Here is a 24,957-nt window from a genome sequence, read left to right as displayed (position 1 = left end):
TACAAGCGCCATGGCACCAGCACGTTGTTCGCCGCTCTCAACATCGCCACCGGCCAACTGACCGGCGCGGTCAAGCCGCGACACCGCCGCCAGGAGTTCCTGGCTTTCCTGCGTCAGCTCGACCGCGCCTACCCGGCCCAGGAGCTACACCTGGTCATGGACAACTACGCCACGCACAAAACCCCCGAGGTCAAGGCGTGGCTGGCTGAGCACACCAACTTTCACGTCCACTTCACGCCCACCTCGGCGTCCTGGCTCAACCTCGTCGAAATCTGGTTCGGCATCCTCGACCGTCAAGCCATCCGACGCGGCATCTTCACCTCGGTCGCCGACCTCAACGCCAAAATCCGTGCCTTCATCACCGGCTGGAACGACCGCAAACATCCCTTCGTATGGACAAAGACCGCCGACGAAATCCTGGCAAAAGCCCAACCCAATAGGAATTAATGAAACGTGACACTAGACCTTTAGACCGTGGCCTTGTCACGAACACGCGGGTCGAGAAGCGCCAACCCGGCGTCGATGGCGATGTTCAGGATGAAAATGCTGACGGCAGTGAGCAGTACGGCCGCCTGCAGGACTGCGAAGTCGCGCTGCAAGATGGAGTCGATCATCAGCTTGCCGATGCCGGGCCACCCGAAGATGGCTTCCACCACCACGGCACCGTTGATCAGTCCGACGGCGAGGTCGCCGGCGACGGTCAGCGCGGGTGCGGCGGCGTTGCGCAGGGCGTGGTGGGTGACGACCCGTAGGTCGCCGGCGCCTTTACTGCGCGCCACCTTCACGTAGGGGGCCGACAGCGCCGACACCATGGCCCCGCGCACCACCTGCGTCAGCACGCCGAGCGGCCGGATCATCAGGGTCGCGATGGGCAGTACCCAGGCGAGCATCCCACCGGTGCCCGACGTCGGCAGCCATCCCAGCACGACCGCGAAGATCCAGATGCCGGTGATCGCGAACCAGAAATCGGGGACGCTCGCCGCGGTCATCGACAGCAGACTCGAGAAGCGGTCGGCCAACGAGTTGGGTCGGTAGGCGGCCCAGCATCCGATGATGACCGAACCGAGGATCGACAGCACCAGCGTCATGAAGGCCAGCTGCAGGGTCGCCGGAAATGCCTTGAGCGCCATGGCCGCGGCATCCTGGCCGGTCTTGAGGGACTCGCCGAAGTCGAGATGGAGGACGCCGGAGAAGTAGTCGACCATCTGTTGCCACATGGGTTTGTCGAGCCCATTGGCGGCCGCGAACTCGGCGCGCTGCTCGTCGGTCGCGGAGACCGGCAGGTAGAGATTGGTGGGATCGCCGGTCAGTCGCGCCATGAAGAACACGCCGAACAGGACGATGATCAGCGGGATGAGGCTGGTGAACATCCGGCGTCGGAGGAAGGTGAACATCGTGGGCCTTATCTTGTTCGTGACTGTCGCTGATCAGTCGTTGTCGGAATCGGCGTGGGTCATCTCGGCCAGACGCATCTCGTCACCGGTCGCCGAATTCGGCTTGTAGGAAACCTTTTTCGACTTGGCGAGGACCGCTTGCATGTGCGCGATGTAGGCGTACTGGCGGATCTGGATCGGTTCGTTGGCGAGGACCTGCGCCAGCGCGGCCTGTCGGGGCGGGCCGGTGAGTGCCTCCGCAGCGCGGATCTCCCGGTCGTAGGCGGCGGTGCCGAAGGTGCTCTGATACCCGTCGGACAGCATGTACTGATCGAGGGTGAACTGTGTGTCACCGGCCTGATTGCCGTGCATGATCATGAGCAGGACGGGTCCTGAGCCGGCAACGAACGGCCTTGTCTGGTACTGCATCTGACCGGAGGTGTCCATCATCTCGATCTTCACGTCGAGCCCGATCTTGGAGAGGGTGTATTGAATGTTCTCAATGGTCTCGTTGATCTTGGGGAACTGACCCGTGCGCCCGATCAGACGGATCTGCCGGTCGACGGGGACGCCGGCGGCACGCGCGTCGTCGATGAGACTCTTCGCCCTGTCGAGGTCGTATGGCGTCGGTGTCAACGTGTCGTTGTAACCGACGATGCCCTTGCCGACGAGTTGGGCGGCGGGCGTACCAAGATTCTGGAACAGCGCCTTGACGATCCCGGCGCGATTGATCGAGAGGTCGATGGCCTCGCGGACGCGGAAGTCGTTGAGCGGGGCGTCGGTGCCCTGCATGCGCAGTGCGGTGGTCTCGTTGTTGGTGTAGGCGATACCGAGGTCGCCCGCGCCGTCCTCGGGACCCAACTGGGTCGCGATGTCGGCCTCGTCGTTGGCGACCATCGCGGCACGCACGCTGCCCTCGGTACGCCACTGGTACACGGCCCGCGTGTATTGCGGCGCCTGTCCGTGGTAGTTCGGATTGGCCTTCAAAACGATTCGCTGGCCGGAATCCCAGAAGTCCACCATGTACGGCCCGGTGCCGACGGGTTCGCGGACCTTGTCACCGGCATCGGTGGTGCGCGGAACCATCTCGATGAACGAAACGCGCAGCGGCAGAATGGGGTCCGGCGCTTCTGTGCGGAGTTCGACGGTCTTGGCGTCCGGGGTGGTGACCTCGATCTTGCTGTCGTCGAACACATATCCATTGACGTCGCAGCCGATCGCACCGTTGAACGTCCGCTTGATCGAGAACGCCGCGTCCTCGGCGGTGAACGGAGCACCGTTGCTGAACTTCACCCCGTCGACCATGGTGAACCGCCACACATTGGGTTCGACCTGCTTCCAGGAACTCGCCAGCTTCGGCAGCAGCGTTCCGCTGTTGGGATCGCGCTCGATCAGCGGTTCGGTGATGTTGGACCGCACCACCACACCGGTCGCGGTGAGCGAGGCGTCGCACGGCTCCAGCGTCGGCGGCTCCTGCGGGAGCACGATGCGCAGCGTGTTGGGGCTCGCGCTCTCGCTCTGGGTCGTGTTGGCGACGCTGCAGCCACTGACGGCCAACAGCGCGACGGCTGCTGCCGCGGCGAGCACGCCGGCCTGGCGTCGCGAGGAGCGCTTGGACGCCATCTGCATGAGAACCTCCGATGAAGAGCTGTCGAGTGATTCGTGGGGGGCTGAGGCCACGTTGTGTGACGGTAGACACACGCTAAGAGCGGTCGAACGGAACCGTCAACAGCACAAAACCCCTGCACATGGCCATTTCGGGGGTTACCGGGCGGTTCGGCGGACTCGACGTAGAGCATGATTCGGACCCCGAAAACCGGCCTGACCTGTTGGTTTCCCGACACGCCGATCGAGTCGCTGAATCGTCGCGGCCGAGTCAATGCCGTTTGGGCATCGATCCATGTTATTTGCGTGTTGGACAGGTATTCCCAGGCAGTCCTACCGTGGATTCATCAGCCCAGGACACCCATATGTCCGCAACCGGTCGAGGAGGACCGATGAGCAGCAGCCTCGCCAGTACGGACACATCCGAAGAAGTCGTTGCACGACAGCACTTTTCGTCGGACTCCGGCACCGTGCTGCGGGTCGGCCCGCTCAAGCCTTCATTGGAGGCGACGCTCTCTGAGCACTACGACGCGGATCTGCTGCCCGATGGGCCCATGCGGGCGCAGTTCCTGGCCGCACACGCCGACAAGATCACCGCAGTGGTCACCTCCGGCCGGACCGGCGTCGACGCCGAGTTGATGGCCGCACTGCCCAACCTGGGCGCGATCATCCACTTCGGCGTCGGCTACGACACCACCGACGTGGGCCGGGCCACGGAGCTGGGAATCGGGGTGAGCAACACCCCCGACGTCCTCAACGACTGCGTCGCCGACACCGCCGTGGGCCTGGTCCTCGACACAATGCGCGGATTCACCGCCGCCGACCGCTATGTCCGGGCGGGCCGCTGGCCGGTGGAGGGCAACGTGCCGTTGGCCCGCAAGGTGTCCGGCGCCCGGGTCGGCATCATCGGCCTGGGTCGGATCGGCTCGGCAATCGCCAAGCGGCTCAGCGGATTCGACTGCACAATCGCCTATCACAACCGTCGAGAGGTCAGCGGTTCGCCGTACCGTTACGTCGGCTCTCCGGTGGAGCTGGCCGGCAAGGTGGACGTGTTGATCGTCGCCGCCGCCGGCGGGTCCGGCACCCGGCATCTGGTCGGCCGTGAGGTTCTGGAAGCGCTCGGCCCCAACGGTTTTCTCGTCAACGTTGCCCGCGGGAGCGTCGTCGACGAGGACGCGCTCATCGAACTGCTGCAGGCCGGTGCGCTCGCGGGCGCCGGCCTCGACGTGTTCGCGCGGGAACCGCACGTGCCGGCCGCCCTGATCAACATGGACAACGTGGTGCTGCTGCCCCACCTGGCGAGCGGGACGGTCGAGACCCGCGCCGCGATGGAAGCCCTCACCCTGCAGAACCTCGACACCTACCTGGAGACCGGCGACCTCGTGACCCCCGTCGTCGAACCGCTTCGTCCGGCTCCCCGAAAGGACGCATCATGACCGTCGTACTCAGCTACATGCCGACCACCGAGGGTCGCGGTGCACTGCCCTTCGGCTTTGCCGAGGCCCGCATGCGCAACACCGACGTGGTGGTCGTGGCCGACGGCGACAGCTCGTCGTCGACCGACTTCGTGGTCGACCTGGAGACCGCGCGCAGCACGGCCGGCGCCGACGACGTCAACTACCGTGTCGCCGAGAAGGACAACGGGTTGTCGCACGCCGACGCCCTCATCGACGCCTCCTACGACGACGACGTCGAACTCCTCGTGATCGGACAGCGACGCCGCTCCCCCGTCGGAAAACTGTTGACCGGCAGCGTCGTCCAGCGCGTCCTGCTCGATGCCCAGTGCCCCGTCGTCGCCGTCAAACCCCCGGTGCGCGCAGCTGTTTGAGGAACTACCCTGTCAGATCCACTCCCGCTCCGGCAGAACATCTTTCATCAATCGATGTAGCGCCGGATTGGTGTTGTCGGCCCGCCAGGCCACGTTCATCTGAACCGGACGGTCGCGTACGGCTCTGACCTCTTTGAACACGACGCCGTCGGGATGCATGGTCATCGCCGACTCCGGAACCAGTGCCAGTCCCAGGCCGGAATGCACCAGCACCAGCATCGTGTGGACCTGCGTGACGAACTGGACGTAGCGGGGCGACGCCCCGACCGCGGTGAAAGTGCTGATCAGCAGTTCATTGAAATATCTTGCGTCCGTTGGTGAATACATGATGACAGGCTGGGCGTCGAAGTCCTCGATGGTCAGGTGCTCGACGTTCGCGAGGGGGTGGTCGGCGGGGACGGCGGCCACCAGTCGTTCGTGATGCAGCGGTCGGGTCAGGATGCCGGGCCGGGACACGGGGGGTCGAACGATGCCGAGGTCGAGGTCGCCCCCGGCGAGACCCTCGATCTGGGCCGCGGTGACCATTTCTCGCAGCACGAGCCGGACATCGGGCAACATTTCGCGAGCGCGCTGCATGAGCCGCGGGAGGACGGCACGGGCCGACGCCCCGGTGAATCCGACCGTCACCGTGCCCAGGTCGCCGGCGGGAACACGCTGGACGGTGAGCGCCGCACTCTCGGCGAGGGCGACGATGCGTCGGGCATCGGGGAGAAACGCCGACCCGGCCGCGGTCAGCGACACCGCGCGGCTGCTGCGTTCGATCAGCTGCACACCGAGCTCGTGCTCGAGTTGCTGGATCTGTCGGGACAGCGGCGGCTGGGTCATGTGCAGACGCTCCGCGGCCCGGCCGAAGTGCAGTTCCTCGGCGACGGCGATGAAGCAACTCAGGCGCGACAGTGAGAACATCGATCCACTTCCGGCATCGTGACACCGCACGTCACGATGCCCGTTGGATCACACTAACGCAGCCGCGTCGGGAATCTGTACCGCTGCGCCAGACCAAGCGCAATGCGCACTTGGCCGGCCTCCCAGGTACAGACTTCCGCAGGGTCAGCCGGGTCGGCCACCGAACTCGGATCAACTCCGGTAGAGCGCGGGCTTCTTGCTGTCGAAGGTCCACCCGGGGATGAGGAACTGCATGCCCACGGCGTCGTCACGCGCTCCGAGGCCTTCACGCTGGTACAGCTCGTGCGCTTCGTGCACTCGTTCCATGTCGAGTTCGACGCCGAGCCCGGGCTTGTCGGGCACTGCCAGGTAGCCGTCGACGATCTCGTATGGCTCGACCGTCAGACGCTGGCCGTCCTGCCAAATCCAGTGCGTGTCGATTGCGGTCACGTCGCCGGGTGCAGCCGCTGCAACGTGCGTGAACATGGCCAGCGAGACGTCGAAGTGGTTATTGGAATGCGAACCCCAGGTGAGTCCCCACGCGTCACACAGCTGGGCGACGCGCACCGAGCCGGCCATCGTCCAGAAGTGCGGATCGGCGAGCGGGATGTCGACGGCGTTGGCCCGGATGGCATGACCCATTTCGCGCCAGTCGGTGGCGATCATGTTGGTCGCCGTGGGCAGCCCGGTGGCCCGTTTGAACTCGGCCATCACCTCGCGGCCGGAGAACGCGCCCTCGGGTCCGACCGGGTCTTCGGCATAGGCCAGAACGTCTTTGAGCCCTCGGCCGATCTCGATCGCCTCGCTCAGCAACCAGCCGCCGTTGGGGTCGAGCGTGACGCGCGCCGACGGGAACCGTTCGGCGAGCGCGCGTACCGCGGCCGCCTCCTCCGCGGGCGCGAGCACGCCGCCCTTGAGCTTGAAATCCTGGAATCCGTAACGCTTCTGGGCTGCCTCCGCCAGCGCGACCACGCCTTCGGGTGTCAACGCCTCCTCGTGCCGGACGCGCATCCAGTCGTCGGCGTCGGTCGCCTCGTCGTCGGCGGACCGGTAGGCGAGGTCGGTCTTGGTGCGATCCGCGACGAAGAACAGATATCCCAGCGCTTGGACCCGATCCCGCTGTTGCCCGTCGCCCAGCAGCGCCGCCACCGGGACATCGAGGAACTGACCGAGCAGATCGAGAAGCGCGGATTCGACGGCCGTGACCGCGTGGACGGTGATGCGGAGGTCGAAGGTCTGCGCACCTCGACCGCCGGAATCGCGGCCCGCGAACGTCTTCCGAATGTCGCCGAGGATGGCGTGGTACGTGCCGACCGAACGGCCCACGATCAGCGAACGCGCATCTTCCAGCGTGGTGCGAATCGCCTCGCCGCCGGGCACCTCACCGACACCGGTCCGACCGTCGGAATCGGTCAGCACGACGAGATTTCGCGTGAAGAACGGCGCGTGCGCACCGCTCAGGTTGAGCAGCATGCTGTCGTGTCCGGCGACCGGGTACACGGCCATGTCGGCGATGCCGGGCGATGTGGAGGTGATGGTCATGAGCTTCCGGATCGTCGAAGGATGAATACGGTCTACCCGTCCGACGCTACGTCCTGGGACGATGCGCGTCTAACACCAATTCCGCATGGATTGATACGGATGCGGCATGCATGCGTCGATGACATGCACCGGGTGTGTGCCGTAGATCGGAGTCACTGGGTGGCACAGATCTACGGCACTAATCGCCTGCGCTTCACCGCCTTCAGACACCGGAGACGTAAACATGGGATGTTAGGCTCTTTCAATGTCCCTGATCACACCGCCACCGCGCACGAGTTCGCTGGTCTACGACCGCATGCGCGAGCTCATCCGGAGCGGCGCCTGGGCGGTCGGGTCGCGGATACCGCCGGAGGGCGATCTCGTCCGCGACTTCGGCGTCGGACGCAACACGATCCGTGAGGCGGTTCGAGCACTCGAACACGCCGGGCTGCTGGTTCCCCGACGCGGCGACGGCACCTATGTGCGCAGCCGCAACCCACTGACCGCAGCCATCGAGCAATGCGCGCCGACCGTCGAACTGTCCGACCTGCTCGCCACACGACGCGCCCTCGAATCGGAAGCAGCAGCCGCCGCGGCTGTTCGTGCCACCACCGACGAGGTCGACGCCATTCGTGCCCATCTCACCGGAGCGCAGCAGGCACTGGATGACGGCGACCTCGACCGCCACGTCGCCGCCGACCTGCGGTTCCACACCGCGATCGTGGCTGCGTCGGGTAATGCGCTGCTGATCGAGTTGTACGACGGCATCGGTGAAGCGATGCGACGCAGCCACCCTTCGCTGGCCGCAGCGACGTCGGCACACGACGACTATCCGGAAGGCCACGCCGCCGTTCTCGATGCGATCGCCGACGGTGACGCGAATGCCGCCCGCGCAGCGGTGTTCCGCTATGTCGACGACGCGTTGGCGGCGATCGAATGACCACCCAGATCACCGCCACGGACGATCGGCAGACACGCGGATTCCTCACCGTCATCACGGCTGTCGGCGTCATGCTGGTGGCGGCCAATCTCCGTCCCGCCGTGGTCACCGTCGCGCCGCTGATCGACGACATTGCTGCCGAACAGCACTTCAGCAGTGCCGCAGCGGGTTTGCTCACCACACTGCCCGTGCTGTTCTTCGGTCTGAGCGCCCCCGTCGCCCCGCGTTTGGCAGCCCGATTCGGTATCGAGCGCACCATCTTCGGCTCGCTGCTACTGCTCGTCGCAGCCATGCTCCTGCGTTTTGTCCCCGACACGACTGCACTGTTCGTCGGCTCCGCCCTCATCGGGGCGGCCATCGGTGTGTGCAACGTGGTGCTGCCCGCGCTGATCAAGCGTGACTTCGCGCACCGCTCCGGATTGATGACCGGCCTGTACTCGATGACGCTGTCGGGTGGAGCGGCGCTGGCTGCCGGACTGACCGTGCCGATCTACGACGGGTTCGACGGAAACTGGCGACTCACCATCACCTCGTGGGTTGTGCTGGCATTCATCGCGATTGCGGTGTGGGTACCTCAGATGAGCCGCATACATCTCGAGACGCCGGCGGGCACCGGTCGCGTATGGCGCGACAAGGTCGCCTGGATGGTCACGGTTTTCATGGGCGCGCAGTCGTTGATCTTCTACACGTTCACCGCGTGGCTGCCGACTTTCCTGATGGACCAAGGCTATTCACGCGCGGACGCCGGCGGGCTCCTCGCACTCGGGCAGGTGGTGGCGCTGACCTGTTCGCTCGTCGTCCCGATCATCGCCGGACGCTTCGCCGATCAGCGCGCACTGACCTTCGCCGTGCTCGTCACGTGCGGCGTGGGGATGGCGGGACTGCTCACCACCGACGCCTGGACCGCGCTCTGGATCATCCTGGTGATGTCGGGACCCGGGTCGTCGATCGGACTTGCGTTGCTGTTCATGGTGTTGCGCAGCAACAACGCAGCGCAGACCGGTCAGGTGTCGGGGATGGCGCAGTTCCTCGGCTACATCTTGGCGGCATTCGGCCCGATCGCCGTCGGCGGCCTGCACGACCTCACCGGATCGTGGACCGTCGCCTTTTCCGTTCTCGCCATAGCCCTTGCCGCACAGATCTTCTCGACGACGGTCGCGGCCCGGGACGTGAAGATGGCCCTACGCCCTTCCGCTCCCTGAACCGAGGTGCGAACCTGCGCGCCGCGTACGGAGGTCGTCGGCGATCCGTCGAGCCCGGAAGTGTTGATCGGTCGCGGCGCAGGGTCGCCGCGATGGATGTGCTGTCCCAGATGACACCGTGGGGCATCGATACGCAGATATCCGCATCTGGGGGCTCAGCGGTGTCATCTGGGACAACGGATCTGGTCTCGATCGCTCCTGCCGGCGGTCGGGCGCTTGCGGGTCGACCGGTGAGAACCTCAGGCGTCATCACCGGCCGCCGTTCTCTGGCCGACGTGCCAGTGCTGTCGAGCGACGCCGGCCCATCGGGCGCACAAAAAGTAGGGGAAGAAACTCTTCCCCTACCCTTGGTGTCCTCCCCGCAAATTATCTAGGGGACGACTCCGAACATCGGGGAAGAAACTTCCTCCCCTAGATTTAGTGGGACGGTCGCGGCCGGGTCCTAGCATTTCCGCAGGTCAGCGGGGCGGTCACCGAACTCTTCGAGTCAGCGAGCGGAGGGACTGCGCTTGGGCAACACCCAACCGGCCCTCGGGAAGTGGCACGTGTAGCCGTTCGGATACCGCACCAGGTAGTCCTGATGCTCCGGCTCGGCCTCCCAGAACGGCCCGACCGGCTCGATCGTCGTCACCGCCGGACCGGGCCACAGGCCCGACGCGTCGACGTCGGCGATGGTGTCACGCGCAACCTTCTCCTGCTCGTCGGTCAGCGGGAAGATCGCCGACCGATAGCTGGATCCGACGTCGTTCCCCTGCCGATCCCGCGTGCTCGGATCGTGGATCTGGAAGAAGAACGCGAGGATGTCGCGATACGACGTCTGCGTCGGGTCGAAGACGATCTCGACAGCCTCGGCGTGCCCCGGATGGTGGCGGTAGGTGGCGTGGTCGTTACGTCCACCCGTGTACCCGACGCGGGTGTCGAGCACGCCGGGCTGACGTCGGATGAGGTCCTCGACGCCCCAGAAGCAGCCGCCCGCGAGGACGGCGGTCGCGGTGTCGGGGCGGCGGGTGATCTGTCCGGTGTCGGTCATGAGTTCTCCTCGGTGTCGGTGGTGTCGAAAAGCTGACGGAAGTCGCCGTATCCTTCGGCGTCGAGTTCGTCGACCGGGATGAAGCGAAGTGCCGCCGAGTTCATGCAGTAGCGCTGCCCGCCCGCGTCGCGTGGCCCGTCGTCGAAGACGTGCCCGAGGTGGCTGTCGGCGCCGGAAGAACGCACCTCGGTGCGACGCATCCAGAGCGTGCGATCGGACTTGGTGGTGACCGCGTCCGCGTCGATCGGTCGGGTGAAACTGGGCCATCCGGTTCCGCTGTCGTGCTTGTCGGTGGACGAGAACAGGGGCTGTCCGGACACGACGTCGACGTAGATGCCGGCGTCATGGTTGTCCCAGTACTCATTGCGGAAGGCTGGTTCGGTGCCGTCCTGTTGCGTGACCCGGTACTGCGCACCGGTGAGACGCCCGACGGCGTCGGCGGTCTTGCGATACTCGGTTGACCTGCTGTTGTGGGAGCTCACGATTCCTCCTGTCAACGCCGCCGGCTGCGGCGTCATCACCATCAACGTCGGGGCTCCCCGATTTGGTCCCGGCCCACTACATCGGTCGATCGACACCGATTTCGGGGCGCACACTGTCCCCATGCCATGGATCCTGACCTCTCACCCGCGACTGCTCATCGCTCTCGTCGGCGGCACCCTCGCCGGCACCACCACCGGGTTTCTCGGAGCCGACGTCAAGTTCGGATTCCTGGTGGCGATCGCCACCACCGGAGCGGTGTTCGTCGTACTCGGGTGGAGTGTGCTCTGGCCGATGAGCGCAACACAAACCCGCCGAATGGCCCGGCGGGAAGACTTTCGCCCACTGGCCGACGAGATCATCATCGCCGTCGCGGCGGTGGCAGCGGTCGGCGGGATCGTCGCATTGTTGATGGAGGGCGGGACCCACGCACAGTGGCTGCCCGCAACGCTCGCTTTCGGGGGAGTCCTGATGGCATGGGCCAGCCTGCACCTCATGTATGCCGCCCGGTACGCCAACCGCTACTACGGACATGAGACCTCGGGCGGCATCGACTTCAATTCCGATGAGCCACCAGCGTTCCGCGACTTCTTCTACTTCAGCTACAACCTGGGCATGACCTACCAGGTCTCCGACACCAGCGTCTCCGACCCGACGATCCGGGCGATGGCGCTGCGGCACTGCCTCATCTCCTACGTCTTCGGCGCGGTCATCCTCGCCACCACCATCAACCTGGTCGCCGGCATCGTCAGCGGCTGAACCGATCTCGGTGTCGGCATGATCGTCTCAGCAGTGCTTCAGCTTGAAACCGATAGCGTCGCAGTCGTGGACACCATCAACGGCTTGCCGGTACATCCCCTGCTCGTGCACGTGGTCGTCGTCCTCGTCCCGCTGACCGCGCTGATGGCGATTGCCGTGGTGGTCTGGCCCGCGGCACGGCCTCGACTCGGAATCCTGGTGCCGCTCATGGCACTCGCGACCCTCATCGCCATACCCTTGACGACGTCCGCGGGCGAGGCGCTGGAGAAGAAGATCCCACACTCCGACGCCGTCGAACATCACGCCGAACTGGGCGAGACGATGATCTACTGGATGGGCCCGCTGTTCGCGCTGACCGTCATCTGGTGGGCGCTGCACAACGAGCGCATCGCGGCGGCGGCGGCGAGCAGGGCGCCCGTCCTGTCCGGGGATGGCGGTCGCTGGATCGGCATCGTCCTCGGCGTCGCCATCGTGGTGGTCGCCATCGGGTCGGTGGTGACGGTGATACTGATCGGCGAGAGCGGGGCACGCGCGGTGTGGGGCCCTCCCACGGATACCGCCCGCTGACTCATGCGCGTGTTGGTGATCGAAGACGATCCGCGTGCCGCCGAAACCCTGCGACGAACCCTCACCGCGGAGGGCTGGACCGTCGACAGCGCAGCCGACGGTGCCGAAGGCCTCGAAAGCGCCAGCATCAGAAGGTACGACGCGATCGTGTGCGACATCATGATGCCCGTTCTCAACGGCTACGAGACCGTGCGTGAGCTGCGCCGCCGAGAGGTGTGGACCCCGGTGCTCATGCTGACCGCCAAGGACGGCGAATACGACCAGGCCGACGCCTTCGATCTCGGTGCCGACGACTATCTGGTGAAGCCGTTCTCCTTCGTCGTGCTGTCCGCACGGTTGCGGGCCCTCGTTCGGCGCGGCGCTCCGCAACGCCCGACGATCCTACGGGCCGGCACCCTGTCCCTGGACCCGGCAAAACGAGAAGTCCGGCGCTCCGATGAACTGATCCGGCTGACCGCTCGCGAGTTCGCCGTTCTCGAGTGCCTGATGCGACACCGAGGCGCTGTGGTGAGCAAGGCAGAGATCCTCGAACAGGTGTGGGACGCGCATTATCGAGGCGACGACAACATCGTCGAGGTCTATGTGGGCTACCTGCGCAAACGGATCGACGCACCGTTCGGCTGCCAGACGATCGAGACCATCCGCGGCGCCGGTTACCGACTGATCGACGACACAACTCACGCGGATTCGTGATCGGCGGGTGGCTTCGGCAGCGACACCATCATCGTGGCGCCACCGCCGTCGGAGTCGGCCACGGTGACGGTGCCTCGGTGGGCCCGGACGATCTCATCCACGATCGACAACCCGAGTCCGGTGCCCCCTGCTCCCGTGCCTCCTTCTCCTGTTCCCCCCGCGGATCGAGAGCGAGTGGGATCAAGGCGGACAAAACGATCGAAGACATGGGACCGGTCCGCATCGGGAATGCCGGGACCGTCGTCGGTCACCGCGACCGTGGCCACCTGCGGGTCGGACGTCATCGTGAGGTCGACGCTGGTGCGCGCGTGCCGGGCCGCGTTGTCGCACAGATTGCGCAGCACACGCGCCAGCTGATTGCGATCACCGAGCAGCCGCGCGGGCACGATGGTCGCGGTGATCGTGAGATCCGTCGTGAGGTCGAGACGTGCGACCTCGTCGTTGACCAGGTCGTCCAGATCCACCTCCTCGATGTCCGGGGTGAGTCCGTGCTCGTCGGCCCGGGCGAGCAGCAACATGTCGTCCACGAGGTCGCGTAGGCGAAACGCCTCCGGTAGCAGCAACGTCGACACGGTGTTGGCGTCGATCGGCTCACCGGTCCGGCGGGACAGCTCGAGCAGGCCGAGGATCGTCACCAGGGGGCTGCGCAGTTCGTGCGACGAGTCACCGACGAAGCGCAGCTGCTGTTCGCGCGCGAAGGCGAGTGCGTCGAGCATCTCGTTCATCGTCGTCGCGAGGGTGGCGATCTCGTCCTCGGTGGAGGGCACGTGGACCCGGCGTGCCTGGCCCGAGCGGGAGATGTCGGCAACCTCCGCACGGATCGATTCCACCGGGCGAAGTGTGCGGCCGACCAACTGGTTGGTGGCGACCACGGCCGCGACCATGATGATCGGGAACACCACGCTGAGCACCGCGAACACCGTCCACACCGTCGCGTGGATCGGCCCCTCGGCGGCACCCGCCACGATGGTCAGAGTCCTACCGTCGGGCGTCGCGACCCCTTGAACGGTGACGCGATACTCGGTTGGGCTGCCCGGGAACGCCGCGTCGACCTCGGTGCGGCGCTCGCCCGCCGTCAGTGGCGCGACGAGAGCCTCCTCATGGCGGTCGCCCGAGCTCGCCGCGACGACGGCCCCGGTCGAGTCGATGACCTGCACTACGTCGATGCTCTCGGTGTGTGACATCAGGGCCGGTTCGATGCCGGCCGCAGCCGACACCGCCTCGGCAACCTCGGCGACCCGCGTGGACGTCGCCGCATCGGCCGAGGAGGTCAACGCGCGGTACAGGACCAGTAGCACCACCGCCCCGGCGATCGCCAGAGCAACAGTCAGCAGGCCCGCACCCACAATGGTCAGCCGCGTACGCACACTCGTGCCGTGCCAGCGCGGCGAACCGACACCCATCCGGCGCCGACGCGTATGCCGGCAGCGGGAATCGCCCATGCCACGAATGTACGGCGCCCGGCGTCGACGCCCATACGTGTTCTTCAGCGGGGATTCAGCTCGACACAGCCCTGCCACAGCCGCACCGGTCCACGCTGTCGCCATGAAGCACGTTCCGTATGCGACGGCGGCCGCCCTGCTGGCGGTGATCGCACTCTTCGGGCTTGCCCTGGGCACCGGCCACAACCCACTCGGGCAGATCGACGAATCTGCGTTGCGCACCATGGTCGCGCACCGCCACGCCGCGCTCGATTCCGTCGTGGTCACCACAACCGCCCTGTTCGGGCCCGTATGGATCGCTGCGATGACGTTCGCCACGGCGGGTGTCGCCTACGTCGTCGACCGTTCGGTGCAGCGCCCGCTGATCGTCCTGTGCACGGTTGGTGCCGCCGGCGCGGTGTGCGAACTGTTGAAACTCGCGGTCGCGCGTGCACGCCCCCCGGCCGTCCTGCAGATCTCGACCGTGGAGACCACCGGCTCCTATCCCTCGGGACATGTCGCGGGAACCGCGGCGCTGCTGCTGGTGATCGCCGTCCTCACCACCAGGTCGCGGCGCGCGCGTGCCCTGACCATCACGGCCGCCCTGGTGGTGACCGCGTTGGTCGCCGCCACTCGCCTGTACATGGCAGTCCACTGGCTCACCGACGTCGGTGCGGCCGTCGCGCTGGGAGCCGCAGCGGTCCTGGTGGTCCCACCTCTGGTCCGGGCCGGGGTCGCCGATACCACCGAGCGCGCCAGAGTCACACCGCCCAGGACCGAAGCAGATGCCGTCCGACATCGGCATCGAGCATCAGCGCCGCACGAAATCCGATGAGCAGGTCGACGGAGAGGTCCGGTTCTTCGACCAGGAGGGGAACCGCCATGTCGTGCATCGCGATCTGCTCGTGCACGGCGTCGGCCTCTACGTGCTCGTCGAAGAAGCGGGTCGCACCGTCGCCGTAGCCGAGTCGGCTCAGCCCCTGTGAGTACTTCTTGTTGGGTATCGACGAGGTGCACTCAAGCGCGAGGAGATGACCGACGACCGCCGCCCGCCATTGCCGACGGGAGGCGAAGAGTGTCAACGCGTTCGACCACGCCAAGGTGACCGCGGGCAGGTCCGCGGCATATGCCGCGTATTCGGCGGACAGCCCGAGCGCCCGCAAGGTGCCGGCGAAGAGTGTCGAGTGCATCCGCTCGACGCGGCCCGCGCCGTACTCGTCGCTCTGGATCTCCACGAGCCCGGCTTTGGCGCGACCGGTCAACCGCGGAATCGCCGTCGTGTGCGGATCGGCCTCGCGCAGGTGATAGATCGAACGATGCCGAAGGAAGTCACGATACTGTTCGACGGTCCCGTCGACGGCGAGGTGACCGGCGAGCGAAGGCGCGTCGAGCGAGTCGAGTTCGGCTCGCACCCGGTCCGGCAACCCGGCTGCCGAGCACCCAGCGACCGGCCCCACGCGATCCCGAATTGCCTCGGCAAGCGCGTCACCCATCGATCGGCGCAGCGTCGCGACCGCAGGATGCTCGTTCCACCGGTCGTCAACCCCACAGACGCCGTGACCGTCGAGTTCGGCCAGGACAAACCAGGCGCGCTGCATGTCGAGGTCGTCGAGCAGGTCGACCCCCGCCGACCTCGGGACCACCCGCTCGACCGGCGGGCCCGGTGTCTGGTCACACGGGTCGCCGGACAACAGTTCCACCACAATCGAACTCAGCTCACCACAGGGTTCGGGCATCGGGCAGCGAGCCGAATGCGTTGCCGAGCGGCTCATCATCACGTCGATCCTCTCGCTCGCCCCGGCGCGTCGCGGACGGGGTGGTCGCGCCGGCGGCATCCGACGAGCACCATGGAGGAATGGACACGCCTGACGCTCACCCGCCACCGACAGGCCGACGCACCCCGGCGCACATCACCGTGACCCCCGGCGGTCCCCTGGTGGTGCGCGGCGACGTCGAGATCGTGGACATCAACGGGAACCCGATACCGCGCCACCGTTCGACCTTCGCCTTGTGCCGCTGCGGACGGTCGGCGATCCAACCCTTCTGCGACGGCAGCCATCGGTTGGGCCGGTCGCCCATCAACGGCGAGTGAACTCGGCCGTGTGTGTGTCGTCGCTGTCATGACGCCTCCAGACCGCCGAGCACTGCCCGCAGGAGGCTCTCGGCTCTATCGTCGCCGAACACTTCTCGGCATCCGGTCACCCGCACGCCGAGTTCCCCGGTGGGATGCGGCTCGCCCTGGATCTGAAGCATCCAGCGGGTGTACGACGGCCCGAACACATACGCCCTGCCCGCGGGCATGGTGGCCGCAATCGGCGGGGACCAGCCGACGAGAACCGGTACGGGAAAGAGGCTTTCGGCCACGGCGGGGTGGCCGATGAGATCGAGAACGGTTTCGGCCGGCAGGGTCGCGGCGGCACGATACTCACGCGCCATCTCCGCGGCCCGCCGGGGCGCGATGTCCGCGTCGAGCGGTAGCAGCGCGCTGAGCACGTAGTTGCCGACGACGCCCTCGTCGTCAGCGGGTCGAATCGAGTGCGGGGTTGCCGAGATCACCCGCCGGTCGCCGGTGGTGTCCGCGAGAGCCGTCGCGACGACCGTGCGGAAGGCCTCGAACGGGGTCATCCCCAGCCGCGCGGCGCGGGATTGGAAGCGACGGAACGTCTGCGCGGTGACCAGCGCCGAGCGGCGCACCGCACGGCCCGGTGCGACGGTCGTGGGCGAGATTCCGGCCAGGGTCCACGACGAGTCCGGCTCGCGACCCAGGTGATCGATCCAGAAGCGGTGGTCTCGAGCATCGTGGCGACTCTCGCCCGGTGATCGCGTGGGCGCCGGGGTCAGCGGTTGGCCGCGCGACAGCGCGGCCGCGTCGGATGCGAGGATCGCGAGCGAATGACCATCGACCGCAACGTGGTGTACGACAACGACGACCGCCCGGACCGTATCGTCGTCGGTGACAACAGCAACGCCGACCGGCGGCGACTTCCGCACGTCGAGGCGCGCCGCCAGCCGATCGGCGAGCGATCCCAGCGCGTTGCGGTCGGGAGCGATCGCGTGGACAGATATCACCGATTCCTCCGGCCTAGCCTGTCCCACAAGCTGGATCGCCCCTCCCGGTACGTCCGGATAGGTGGATCGCAAGGCGGGGTGCCGATCGAGGAGCGTGCCGACCATCGCGCGCACATCCCCGACCGACGGGGCGCTACCAGGTTCGGGAACCCACGCGAAGCGCATCAGTTGCGCTCCCGGATCGCCGGGCGTGCGCGAAACCGTCAGCTCCGCGGGCGCGAGCCTGCGTGCTGCGTCATCGTTGCCTGTCGCTGGGAGCGCCGGCGGGATGTCCAGGTTGTCGCTCATCGTCATCGAAGCCGCGATGTCGGCCGGCGACGTTGCGGCGAGCACGTCGCCAGGTCCGATCTCCGGATGCCCGGCCGCGGCGAACAGATGTGCCGCGCGCACGACCGCGAGCGAATCTCCACCGTTTTCCACGAAGCTCGCGTCCGGATCGATGGTCACGTTGCCCAGCACCTCGCCGAGCACTCGGAGCACCAGTGCCTCAGCGGGTCCCGTCGGCCCGCGCACCTGTCCCGGACCCGGCAGGGCATGGGATTTGAGCGCACGCACGTCCAGCTTGTCGTTGGCGGTGCGCGGCAGCTCGTCCAGAAACACGATCGCCGACGGGATCATGTACGTGGGCAGGCGGATCGCGAGCTGTCTGCGCAATTCGGCAGCGGATGCCACAGAACCCTCATCGAGCACAACAAAGGACACGAGTCCTGTTCGCCCACCGAAGGTCTCGCGCAGCAGTGTCGCCGACGTCCGGACTCCTGCAGCGTCGCCGAGTGCGGCATCGACCTCGCCGAGTTCGATGCGCAGTCCGCGGAGTTTGACCTGCTGATCGCGCCTGCCGAGGATACGCACCTCACCGTCGGGGGTCCACGTCGCGAGGTCACCGGTGCGATACATCCGCGCGTCGTCGGCGAAGGTGCAGTCGCCGAAGACCTCGGCGGTGAGGTCGGGTGCGTCGAGATAGCCGTCGGCGACTTGTGGCCCGGCACAGTACAAGATGCCGAGTGCGCCCGGCGGCTGGGCACGACCGTGCCGATCGAGGATGGCCTCGGTGACACCGATCATCGGTGGACCGACGGTCAGCGGGCGTCCGGGGCGGAGCGGCCCGGAGAAGTTGATGCTGCATCGTGTCTCGGTGGGGCCGTACGCGGTTCGCAATGGCACGCGGTTTCCCCAGTGGGCGACGAGTCGCGGACCGACCGGCTCGCCACCGAGCACCACCTGCCGCAACCGGTCCGCGAGGTCGATCGGGAGGGTGTCGAGCACCGACGGGGTCACGATGATGTGGGTCACGCGATGCGCCTCGATCACCTCGGCAAGCCGATCTCCGCTGTGCGCCGCCACCGGTGCGACGACGAGCGCCGCGCCGGTGGCGACGGCAGAGAGCAACTCGACGATCCCGGTGTCGAAGGTCGGCGACGACGCGTGCAGCATGCGGGCATCCGCGTCGAGGGCGTAGGACTCGCGGATCTCGGCGACGAGCGCCGGGATCCCCCGGTGCGGCATGTCGACACCTTTGGGGTGACCGGTCGAACCGGAGGTGAACAAGATGTACGCGCGGTCATCGGGGCCGCGGGACAACCCGGGTGGCCACCAATCATCTTGCTGCCCGGGCAGATCGGTTGGACGCCCCGCAGCGGTGGGCCCCGTCTCGACCCACCGCACGACCGGCGGCCCCGGCTTGCCCGGCGCGCAGAGCCCCACCTTGGCATTCGTGCGCTCGATGATCTCGACCGTCCGCCCTTCCGGCGAGAACTGGTCGCCGACCGGCACCCAGACGGCACCCGCACGCATCACCGACCAGAACGCGACGACCGATGCCGCCGACCGTTCGATGCAGACCGCGACGGGGTCGCCTGGAGTCACCCCGGCGTCGGTCAGCATGCGCGCGCCCCGATCGGCCCACCGGACCAACTCGGCGCGGGAAAGCGACAATTCTCCGTCGATGACTGCCTCGGCGTCCGGATCGGTGGCTCGGTAGTCATCCAGAAGTGCTGCGGTAGTGGAGAATCGGGGTGCCGGTGGACCGGATCGACATCGGAAGCGTTCTGTTTCGCCGGACAGGAACACCGCGCCGTCGGGAACGGGCTTCCCGTTGTCGAGTTCGTCGAGGGTGGCGTCGAGATACCGCTGGAATCGTGTGGCCCAACGCGTCAGCTCTTCCGTGTGGACACTGCTCGCGGGTGCCTCCCAGGTGATCGCCCCGCGGCCGTCGTCGTCGTCGGGGTGCAGCGTCACGGCCAGATCGGTGACCGGTCCGGTCCGAAGCACTTCGACATGCCAATGCACTCCGTCGACGGTCGGGAGCGACACGGTGGGCAGCAGGTTGACGACTGCTCCGAAATCGGTGAGATCGTCACGCGTGTTCAGCATCTCCTCCCGGCGGTACAGCTGGTGGCGCAGGGCACCGACGACCGCGGTCTCCAATTGCTCGAGGGCACCCGCCGCGGTGGCGTCGCCGATACCCTCGAGGGTCAACGGCACCACGTTGGACAGCGGCTGCACCGCGTCGCGCCGCAACCTGGACGTACGGGCCGCTACGGGTAACGCCAAACCCACATCGGGGGTGTCGAGCATGCGAGCACAGAATGTGGCGATCGCGCTCAACGCCTCTGTGGACGATGAGCGCCGAATTCCGCACAGCGGTCTCGTGATCCGGGTGATGTCCGAGGTCGGTTCGGGCGAGCCACCCGTCATCAGGGACGGCTCGTGACGGTCGAGCATCTCTTCCCAGTACACCGCGTCGGTCCGGTGCCGCGGCGAGTCGAGATACGCCTGCTCGGCCGACACGAGGTCGGCATCGCTCGTGACGACGAGATCCGCCGGCAGCGCACCCGCCCGGTAGACGTCCCCGATGTGCCGCATCACCCGCAGCGCACCGGCCCCGTCGGTCAGCACGTGGTGCACACGCACGATCCACCGGTGCCGGTCCGGTCCGAGTCTGTGCAATTCGCTGCGCCACAGCGGGGCGTCCAGATCGGATCCGGCGGGCGACGAGATGAAGGCAGCCGCGCGCCGGTCGCTGTCCAGGCGCGGATCGGGATTCGCGGACAGGTCGACGAGATCCACCGCGGCACAACCCGTCCGGCCCGGTCGGAACGGATCGAGGCACGAGGGATCGGCCGGGGAACACGCTGCCGGGATGTGGATGTCGCGCCAGCCGACGTGGTCGAGGACATCGCCGGCCGCGTCGATCAGGCGCGAAACATCAAGGGGCCCAGCCATGGTCACGCCAAACGCGATCACGTAAGCTACGTCGGGCCGCAACAGCTGGGCCAGCCACAGAGCCCGCCGTGCGAGAGTCATCGGCAGACGGTCCCAGCCACGGCCCACGGTACGTTCTGATCGCCCCACACCATGTCAGACGGTATCGGCCGCCAGTTGAATCCCCGCTGAAAAACCTGGTCAGCGCCCAAAAGCCCGAGCAAACATCGGCCACGACCGGTGCATCTGATCCTGCCAGTAGCCCCACGAGTGGGTTCCGGTGGCGGGCAGTCGCACGGTGGCGGGTATGTGCAGGGCCGACAGTCGTCGAGCCAAGTTGACGGTGCAGTAGCGCGCCGCCGCCTCGTCGAGCCCGCCGATGGTCACCTGTTCGGCGAGTCGACCGGCATTGCCGGCGATGGTGCGGTCACCGAGGTTGTCGTGCGCGCCGGGCAACCCGGTGGCGGCGCTGATCCACAGCGCAGGAGTGCGGCGGGCGAGCTTGTACGCGTTGATCACCGGGTCCTGTGCCACCCACTGGGGATCTCCCGGCGGGCCGTACAGATTGCTCGCGTCGGCACCACCGGGCACGAAGGCGACGGTGCGCAGGATCAGCTGCCCCTGCGGCGACGCGGTCTCCGCGCACCCCGAGTAGGCGCCCACCGCGCGGTAGAAGCCGGGGTGATTCTCGGCGAGCCGGATGACGGACTGACCCGACATCGAGATCCCGGCGATGCCACGGGGTCCCGAGTTGCCATGTGCCCGCGCGAAGGCAGCCGGGAGTTCGCCGGTCAGAAAGGTTTCCCAGCGCAGCGGACGCGACGTGCGCACACCGAAGCGGAAGTTCGCGGCCGGGTCGACATGCCGCCAGTTCGCGTAGTAGCTCGCCGCACCGCCCACCGGGGTGAGCGTCCAGACATTCTTACCGGCGTAGAACGCGTTGGCGTCGGTCGCATGCGTCCAGTCGTCGTTGTCCTCGCCACCCGTCGACCCGCTGAGCAGGTACATCACCGGAGTCGACGGGCCGGGCCGGGCCGGACGCCCGATCAGCACGGGCACCTGCGTCTGCATCGACGCCGACCACACGGACGCGAGAACGATGCGGCCTCCGATCGGTGTCTCACGGTAAGGGACACCCGCGGTGGCGTGGGCATATCGGATGCCGTGCAGGGTGTCTGCGCCGGCTTGTGCGCCACTGTCAGCGAGTACCGACCCGGCGACGACCACCAGCGCCGCACAGAGTGCGGTGATCAAACGATTTCCTGAGCGATGTCGAGAGTTCACGACGGCCTTCCGGTTCGGCACGCGCCCCATGTCCCCCGCCGGGCTCTGCCATAGTAAGCACACGAATCGTCCGCGGCGAAAGGCATTGTGGCCGCATGCCAGGAGGTGACATGACGACGTCCGGCGGATCGACGGGACACCGAACGCCGAGAGTCGCGGTGCTCGTACTGGCATTCACCCAGTTCGTCATCATCGTCGACGAGACCGTCGTGTCGCTGCTCGGCCCCGCCGTGGCCGACGAGCTCGGGCTCGGCGGCGAAGCCCGGCACGTCCTCGTGACACCCTTCGCCGCGGCGTTCGTCTGCACGCTCCCACTGGCCGGTGTGTTGCTGCGGTGGGCGGACCCTCGTATCGTCGTGGCACCCGCGACACTCGCGTTCGCAGTCACAGCGGGATCGGCCGCTCGCGCACAAACCCTCACCGATCTCGTCGCCTCCCGCGCAGCCCAGGGGGTGGCGGGTGCCGTCGTCACCACCGGCGTACTCGCGTCGCTCCACCTCGTGACACGCGGGTATCGGCGCAGAGTTCGCGCGTTCGCGGTCTTCTCGCTGATCTCCGGCTCGGGTTCTGTCACAGCGCTTCTCGTGGTCGCCCCGTTGGCGACCCACTCGTGGCGCTGGTGCTATTGGGCCATCGCCGCCGCCGCACTCGTCTGCGCGGGCGGGTGGGTGATGGCCGCGCGACGCACGGTTCGGAGCGAGCCCGAACAACATGTGGAACCTCATCGAGACCACGTCGATCCGCTGACCGCCTGGACGTTCTCCGCGACCGTCGGCGGCAATGCGGTGTTGGCGGCCACGGTGATCACGGCGAGTTTCGTACTGCAGCAGGATTTCGGTTGGACGCCGACCAGCGCGGGTCTCGGCTTCCTTCCGCTCAACGGCGCGGCAGCACTGGGTGCGGCCGTGGTCGGCGCCGTGAGCCCGGCTCGGGCAGTCGGCCGTCTACTGGCGGTGGGGACCGTACTCCTTGCCGCGGGCTGTGTCCTGTTCGCGGTCGTCACACTGACGCCTATTACGTTGCTGGCCATCACGATTCCGGTTGGTCTCGGCATCGGCGTAGTCTTCCCGCTCGCCAATCACGCAACGCTGGCGACGGCAACCGAACGATCCGTCGCCCGCGCCGCCGCGCTCGGGACGGCGCAGCAGGCGGGGCTCGCGGGCGGTGCACTCATTGCGGCCACCCGTTCGGCCGTCGTGTTCGCCGCCATGGGAGCCGTGCTGGTGGCCGCTCTGGCGCTGGCCGCTCTGTCGTCGACCGCGACTCCGCCACGCGACGGGCAGTGACGGTCTCCTCAGGCGACTCCCACCAACTCGGCAGAGCGCTGCCACAGACCATCGATCAGGGATTCGTTGCGGGCCTGCGGATTCTGCAGCCCGTTGGCCTTGTGCCGACTGAAGTACACCCCGTTGATCGTCGGGTCGGCGCCACGCTGTGCGAGTTCGATCAGCGGTGCCGCGCCCTGGTCGGGAGTGATCGTCACGAATCGCGTCAGCGGTGAACGATAGGCGAGGCCGATGAACTTCGAGTCGCGGCCGAAGCTGGTCGCTGCGGGGCCGGGATGTACTGCTGCCGAATAGATCTTGTCGTCGGACCACCGCTCGGCGATGCCACGGGTGAACAGGATGTTCATCAGCTTCGCCGTGCCGTAGGCACGCAACCCGAAGGCACGTCGCTTCTCGAAGTCGAGGTCGTCGAGGTCGATGCTGCCGGCGAGATTGCCGACACTGGAGGTGTTGAGCACCAACGACGACCCCGCAGCGGCCAGCCGCTCGCGGAGCAAGTTCGTCAGCAGAAACGGTGCCAGGTGGTCGATCTGGAAGTTGGGCTCGTGCCCGTCGGCGGTGCGGTCCTTGGGGTCGAACGTGCCGCCGGCGTTGTTCATCAGCACGTCGATCGAGTCGACGGCCGACGCGATGCTGTCGGCCAACTCACGCACCTGCGCAAGTTCGGAGAAGTCCGCGGTGAACGATCGCGCGCCGGTCTCCGATGCGATCGGCGCCAGCTTGTTCGCGGACCGACCGACGAGGATCAGGTCGGTTCCGGGTCCGGCGAGCTTGCGCGCCGCGACCGCCCCGATTCCGTCGCTCGCACCGGTGAGGACGATGGTTCTGGTGGTTTCGGGCACGCGGTCTCCTGGTCCGTTCGTCGTTGACTTCCCCTCCGCCACGCTACGCCGTCAACCCTGCGCAGTAGCCGGGTCGCCGAGAAAATCGAGGATTGCCGCATTGACCTGGGGTGCGGCCTCGATCGGGATGAGATGCGATCCGGGGATCACGCACAACCGCGCGTCGGGGATCGCCGCCGCGACCTCACGGCCGTGGTCGAGGGTGACCTCGTCCTTGTCGCCCTGCATCACCAGCGTCGGGCAGGCGATCGCCGAGAGCTCGCCGAGGTCGATCTCCGGCTCGGCGGTGATCATCGCCATGGTCTTGTCGAAAACGACCTCGAAATGGTCTGCGCCGTCGGGTGATTCATCGGCGTACTCGGCCTTGAAGAAGGCCAGCAGATCGGGATCGCCGGATTGCAGGGCATCCAGGATTCCCCCAGGCGCACGGCCCGCGCTGTTGTAGTACTGACCGACGAGCACCAGGCCGCGCACCAGGTCGGGACGCGCCAGGGCGACGAGCGCTCCCACCACGGCCCCATCGCTCCAACCAACGATCTGCGCCGGACCACCGACCACCTCGTCGAGATAGGCGATGGTCTCGGTGGCCATGTCGGCATAGTGGAACTCTTCGGTCACGTCGGGGCTGTGTCCGTGGCCGTGGCGCTCCGGACAGAACACCTGCCACCCCGCGTCGACCAGCGCGGGAACCTGCGCTCCCCACGACGACGCACCGGAGAACGCGCCGTGCAGCAAGACGACCGGCGGCCCTTCTCCGTGGACCTCATGCCAGACGCGCGTGTCGGGTTCGGGATGGGAAATGGTCGTGTACTCCGCGACGGTCGCACTCATCGGCCCAGCGTATGCGTCGCAGCCCCGCCAGTTCGAGGCGATTGTGAATATTCACAATCCACGATCGATTTTCGGTGCACGACCACGGTGTCGAGGGCTCCAGATGGGGTCATTCTGACAACACACTTCGATTCCAG

General features: G+C 67.0%; 23 protein-coding genes. 11 read left to right on the top strand and 12 right to left on the bottom strand.

Translation table 11 applies throughout. The features are described 5' to 3' along the window. Nucleotides 1-447, top strand: a 447-nt coding sequence (locus tag ACWDTF_RS16415) for an IS630 family transposase (RefSeq protein WP_449754668.1), incomplete at its 5' end; no start/stop codon positions are given. Nucleotides 448-467: 20 nt separating this feature from the next. Here ACWDTF_RS16415 and ACWDTF_RS16410 read toward each other — a convergent pair. Next, entirely contained in the window at nucleotides 468-1,394 is a 927-nt protein-coding gene (locus ACWDTF_RS16410) for an ABC transporter permease (RefSeq protein WP_240860953.1), read from the bottom strand. A 33-nt stretch (nucleotides 1,395-1,427) separates the two neighbouring features. After that, nucleotides 1,428-3,002 (bottom strand): ABC transporter substrate-binding protein, encoded by a 1,575-nt coding sequence (locus ACWDTF_RS16405; RefSeq protein ID WP_240860951.1) that lies wholly within the window; start codon nucleotides 3,000-3,002, stop codon nucleotides 1,428-1,430. Between the two features lie 368 nt (nucleotides 3,003-3,370). Between ACWDTF_RS16405 and ACWDTF_RS16400 the strand changes: the two genes are divergently transcribed. Together ACWDTF_RS16400 and ACWDTF_RS16395 are read left to right on the top strand one after the other, a co-directional pair. Continuing rightward, nucleotides 3,371-4,414, top strand: a complete 1,044-nt coding sequence (locus ACWDTF_RS16400; RefSeq protein WP_449754667.1) for a 2-hydroxyacid dehydrogenase — start codon at nucleotides 3,371-3,373, stop codon at nucleotides 4,412-4,414. Then, nucleotides 4,411-4,806 (top strand): universal stress protein, encoded by a 396-nt coding sequence (locus ACWDTF_RS16395; protein ID WP_449754666.1) that lies wholly within the window; start codon nucleotides 4,411-4,413, stop codon nucleotides 4,804-4,806. The genes ACWDTF_RS16400 and ACWDTF_RS16395 overlap by 4 nt, the downstream gene beginning before the upstream one ends. A gap of 12 nt (nucleotides 4,807-4,818) precedes the next feature. Here the strand turns inward: ACWDTF_RS16395 and ACWDTF_RS16390 are convergent, their stop codons facing one another. Both ACWDTF_RS16390 and ACWDTF_RS16385 read right to left on the bottom strand, forming a co-directional pair. Continuing rightward, nucleotides 4,819-5,712: a LysR substrate-binding domain-containing protein gene (locus ACWDTF_RS16390; RefSeq protein ID WP_355273605.1), complete on the bottom strand. Its 894-nt coding sequence runs from the start codon at nucleotides 5,710-5,712 to the stop codon at nucleotides 4,819-4,821. Between the two features lie 171 nt (nucleotides 5,713-5,883). Beyond that, a complete protein-coding gene (locus ACWDTF_RS16385; protein ID WP_355273607.1) occupies nucleotides 5,884-7,233 on the bottom strand; it encodes an enolase C-terminal domain-like protein in 1,350 nt (449 codons plus the stop codon). 244 nt (nucleotides 7,234-7,477) lie between these two features. On the opposite strand from ACWDTF_RS16385, the gene ACWDTF_RS16380 reads away from it, so the two are divergent. Both ACWDTF_RS16380 and ACWDTF_RS16375 read left to right on the top strand, forming a co-directional pair. Further along, nucleotides 7,478-8,152, top strand: a complete 675-nt coding sequence (locus ACWDTF_RS16380) for a FadR/GntR family transcriptional regulator (protein ID WP_240860941.1) — start codon at nucleotides 7,478-7,480, stop codon at nucleotides 8,150-8,152. Continuing rightward, complete coding sequence (locus ACWDTF_RS16375) at nucleotides 8,149-9,354, top strand: CynX/NimT family MFS transporter (RefSeq protein ID WP_355273609.1); 1,206 nt, start codon at nucleotides 8,149-8,151, stop codon at nucleotides 9,352-9,354. Before ACWDTF_RS16380 ends, ACWDTF_RS16375 begins: the two co-directional genes overlap by 4 nt. A 487-nt stretch (nucleotides 9,355-9,841) precedes the next feature. Here ACWDTF_RS16375 and msrA read toward each other — a convergent pair whose 3' ends face one another. Together msrA and msrB are read right to left on the bottom strand one after the other, a co-directional pair. Next, nucleotides 9,842-10,384, bottom strand: a complete 543-nt coding sequence (gene msrA / locus ACWDTF_RS16370) for a peptide-methionine (S)-S-oxide reductase MsrA (protein ID WP_355273611.1) — start codon at nucleotides 10,382-10,384, stop codon at nucleotides 9,842-9,844. After that, on the bottom strand, nucleotides 10,381-10,866 hold the full coding sequence (gene msrB / locus ACWDTF_RS16365; protein ID WP_449754665.1) for a peptide-methionine (R)-S-oxide reductase MsrB: 486 nt from the start codon (nucleotides 10,864-10,866) through the stop codon (nucleotides 10,381-10,383). The genes msrA and msrB overlap by 4 nt, the downstream gene beginning before the upstream one ends. Before the next feature lie 121 nt (nucleotides 10,867-10,987). Here msrB and ACWDTF_RS16360 point away from each other — a divergent pair, with 121 nt between their 5' ends. From ACWDTF_RS16360 to ACWDTF_RS16350, 3 genes are all read left to right on the top strand, one after another. Next, the gene (locus ACWDTF_RS16360; RefSeq protein ID WP_240860934.1) at nucleotides 10,988-11,623 is read left to right on the top strand and encodes a DUF1345 domain-containing protein; all 636 of its coding nucleotides are present in this window, start codon (nucleotides 10,988-10,990) and stop codon (nucleotides 11,621-11,623) included. A gap of 66 nt (nucleotides 11,624-11,689) precedes the next feature. Beyond that, entirely contained in the window at nucleotides 11,690-12,190 is a 501-nt protein-coding gene (locus tag ACWDTF_RS16355; RefSeq protein ID WP_240860932.1) for a DUF2231 domain-containing protein, read from the top strand. Between the two features lie 3 nt (nucleotides 12,191-12,193). Beyond that, complete coding sequence (locus tag ACWDTF_RS16350; protein ID WP_240860930.1) at nucleotides 12,194-12,883, top strand: response regulator transcription factor; 690 nt, start codon at nucleotides 12,194-12,196, stop codon at nucleotides 12,881-12,883. On the opposite strand, the gene ACWDTF_RS16345 is transcribed toward ACWDTF_RS16350, so the two are convergent. Further along, on the bottom strand, nucleotides 12,868-14,325 hold the full coding sequence (locus ACWDTF_RS16345; protein WP_355273617.1) for a sensor histidine kinase: 1,458 nt from the start codon (nucleotides 14,323-14,325) through the stop codon (nucleotides 12,868-12,870). The two genes, ACWDTF_RS16350 and ACWDTF_RS16345, sit on opposite strands and share 16 nt — an antisense overlap. A 103-nt stretch (nucleotides 14,326-14,428) precedes the next feature. Here ACWDTF_RS16345 and ACWDTF_RS16340 point away from each other — a divergent pair, with 103 nt between their 5' ends. Then, nucleotides 14,429-15,139, top strand: a complete 711-nt coding sequence (locus tag ACWDTF_RS16340; RefSeq protein ID WP_240860926.1) for a phosphatase PAP2 family protein — start codon at nucleotides 14,429-14,431, stop codon at nucleotides 15,137-15,139. Here ACWDTF_RS16340 and ACWDTF_RS16335 read toward each other — a convergent pair. After that, on the bottom strand, nucleotides 15,066-16,076 hold the full coding sequence (locus ACWDTF_RS16335) for an iron-containing redox enzyme family protein (protein WP_449754664.1): 1,011 nt from the start codon (nucleotides 16,074-16,076) through the stop codon (nucleotides 15,066-15,068). The genes ACWDTF_RS16340 and ACWDTF_RS16335 overlap by 74 nt on opposite strands. An 83-nt stretch (nucleotides 16,077-16,159) precedes the next feature. On the opposite strand from ACWDTF_RS16335, the gene ACWDTF_RS16330 reads away from it, so the two are divergent. Next, a complete protein-coding gene (locus ACWDTF_RS16330) occupies nucleotides 16,160-16,396 on the top strand; it encodes a CDGSH iron-sulfur domain-containing protein (RefSeq protein WP_240860922.1) in 237 nt (78 codons plus the stop codon). A 26-nt stretch (nucleotides 16,397-16,422) separates the two neighbouring features. On the opposite strand, the gene ACWDTF_RS16325 is transcribed toward ACWDTF_RS16330, so the two are convergent. Then, on the bottom strand, nucleotides 16,423-20,679 hold the full coding sequence (locus ACWDTF_RS16325; RefSeq protein ID WP_355273623.1) for an amino acid adenylation domain-containing protein: 4,257 nt from the start codon (nucleotides 20,677-20,679) through the stop codon (nucleotides 16,423-16,425). Between the two features lie 99 nt (nucleotides 20,680-20,778). Next, nucleotides 20,779-21,831: an alpha/beta hydrolase gene (locus tag ACWDTF_RS16320; protein ID WP_240860919.1), complete on the bottom strand. Its 1,053-nt coding sequence runs from the start codon at nucleotides 21,829-21,831 to the stop codon at nucleotides 20,779-20,781. A 140-nt stretch (nucleotides 21,832-21,971) separates the two neighbouring features. On the opposite strand from ACWDTF_RS16320, the gene ACWDTF_RS16315 reads away from it, so the two are divergent. After that, complete coding sequence (locus ACWDTF_RS16315) at nucleotides 21,972-23,147, top strand: MFS transporter (protein WP_355273626.1); 1,176 nt, start codon at nucleotides 21,972-21,974, stop codon at nucleotides 23,145-23,147. An 8-nt stretch (nucleotides 23,148-23,155) separates the two neighbouring features. Here ACWDTF_RS16315 and ACWDTF_RS16310 read toward each other — a convergent pair whose 3' ends face one another. Together ACWDTF_RS16310 and ACWDTF_RS16305 are read right to left on the bottom strand one after the other, a co-directional pair. Next, on the bottom strand, nucleotides 23,156-23,989 hold the full coding sequence (locus ACWDTF_RS16310) for an SDR family NAD(P)-dependent oxidoreductase (protein WP_355273629.1): 834 nt from the start codon (nucleotides 23,987-23,989) through the stop codon (nucleotides 23,156-23,158). A 51-nt stretch (nucleotides 23,990-24,040) separates the two neighbouring features. Further along, nucleotides 24,041-24,820 (bottom strand): alpha/beta fold hydrolase, encoded by a 780-nt coding sequence (locus ACWDTF_RS16305; protein WP_355273631.1) that lies wholly within the window; start codon nucleotides 24,818-24,820, stop codon nucleotides 24,041-24,043. Nucleotides 24,821-24,957 lie beyond the last annotated feature (137 nt).

Source organism: Gordonia sp. NPDC003422, from assembly GCF_053588675.1.
This window is presented reverse-complemented; position numbering and strand designations above follow the sequence as displayed.

Coding starts and splice junctions, on each gene's coding strand:
- ACWDTF_RS16410 (WP_240860953.1), bottom strand. CDS start 1,394: ATGTTCACCTTCCTCCGACGCCGGATGTTCACCAGCCTCATCCCGCTG.
- ACWDTF_RS16405 (WP_240860951.1), bottom strand. CDS start 3,002: ATGCAGATGGCGTCCAAGCGCTCCTCGCGACGCCAGGCCGGCGTGCTC.
- ACWDTF_RS16400 (WP_449754667.1), top strand. CDS start 3,371: ATGAGCAGCAGCCTCGCCAGTACGGACACATCCGAAGAAGTCGTTGCA.
- ACWDTF_RS16395 (WP_449754666.1), top strand. CDS start 4,411: ATGACCGTCGTACTCAGCTACATGCCGACCACCGAGGGTCGCGGTGCA.
- ACWDTF_RS16390 (WP_355273605.1), bottom strand. CDS start 5,712: ATGTTCTCACTGTCGCGCCTGAGTTGCTTCATCGCCGTCGCCGAGGAA.
- ACWDTF_RS16385 (WP_355273607.1), bottom strand. CDS start 7,233: ATGACCATCACCTCCACATCGCCCGGCATCGCCGACATGGCCGTGTAC.
- ACWDTF_RS16380 (WP_240860941.1), top strand. CDS start 7,478: ATGTCCCTGATCACACCGCCACCGCGCACGAGTTCGCTGGTCTACGAC.
- ACWDTF_RS16375 (WP_355273609.1), top strand. CDS start 8,149: ATGACCACCCAGATCACCGCCACGGACGATCGGCAGACACGCGGATTC.
- msrA (WP_355273611.1), bottom strand. CDS start 10,384: ATGACCGACACCGGACAGATCACCCGCCGCCCCGACACCGCGACCGCC.
- ACWDTF_RS16360 (WP_240860934.1), top strand. CDS start 10,988: ATGCCATGGATCCTGACCTCTCACCCGCGACTGCTCATCGCTCTCGTC.
- ACWDTF_RS16350 (WP_240860930.1), top strand. CDS start 12,194: ATGCGCGTGTTGGTGATCGAAGACGATCCGCGTGCCGCCGAAACCCTG.
- ACWDTF_RS16345 (WP_355273617.1), bottom strand. CDS start 14,325: ATGGGCGATTCCCGCTGCCGGCATACGCGTCGGCGCCGGATGGGTGTC.
- ACWDTF_RS16340 (WP_240860926.1), top strand. CDS start 14,429: ATGAAGCACGTTCCGTATGCGACGGCGGCCGCCCTGCTGGCGGTGATC.
- ACWDTF_RS16335 (WP_449754664.1), bottom strand. CDS start 16,076: ATGAGCCGCTCGGCAACGCATTCGGCTCGCTGCCCGATGCCCGAACCC.
- ACWDTF_RS16330 (WP_240860922.1), top strand. CDS start 16,160: ATGGACACGCCTGACGCTCACCCGCCACCGACAGGCCGACGCACCCCG.
- ACWDTF_RS16325 (WP_355273623.1), bottom strand. CDS start 20,679: ATGACTCTCGCACGGCGGGCTCTGTGGCTGGCCCAGCTGTTGCGGCCC.
- ACWDTF_RS16315 (WP_355273626.1), top strand. CDS start 21,972: ATGACGACGTCCGGCGGATCGACGGGACACCGAACGCCGAGAGTCGCG.
- ACWDTF_RS16305 (WP_355273631.1), bottom strand. CDS start 24,820: ATGAGTGCGACCGTCGCGGAGTACACGACCATTTCCCATCCCGAACCC.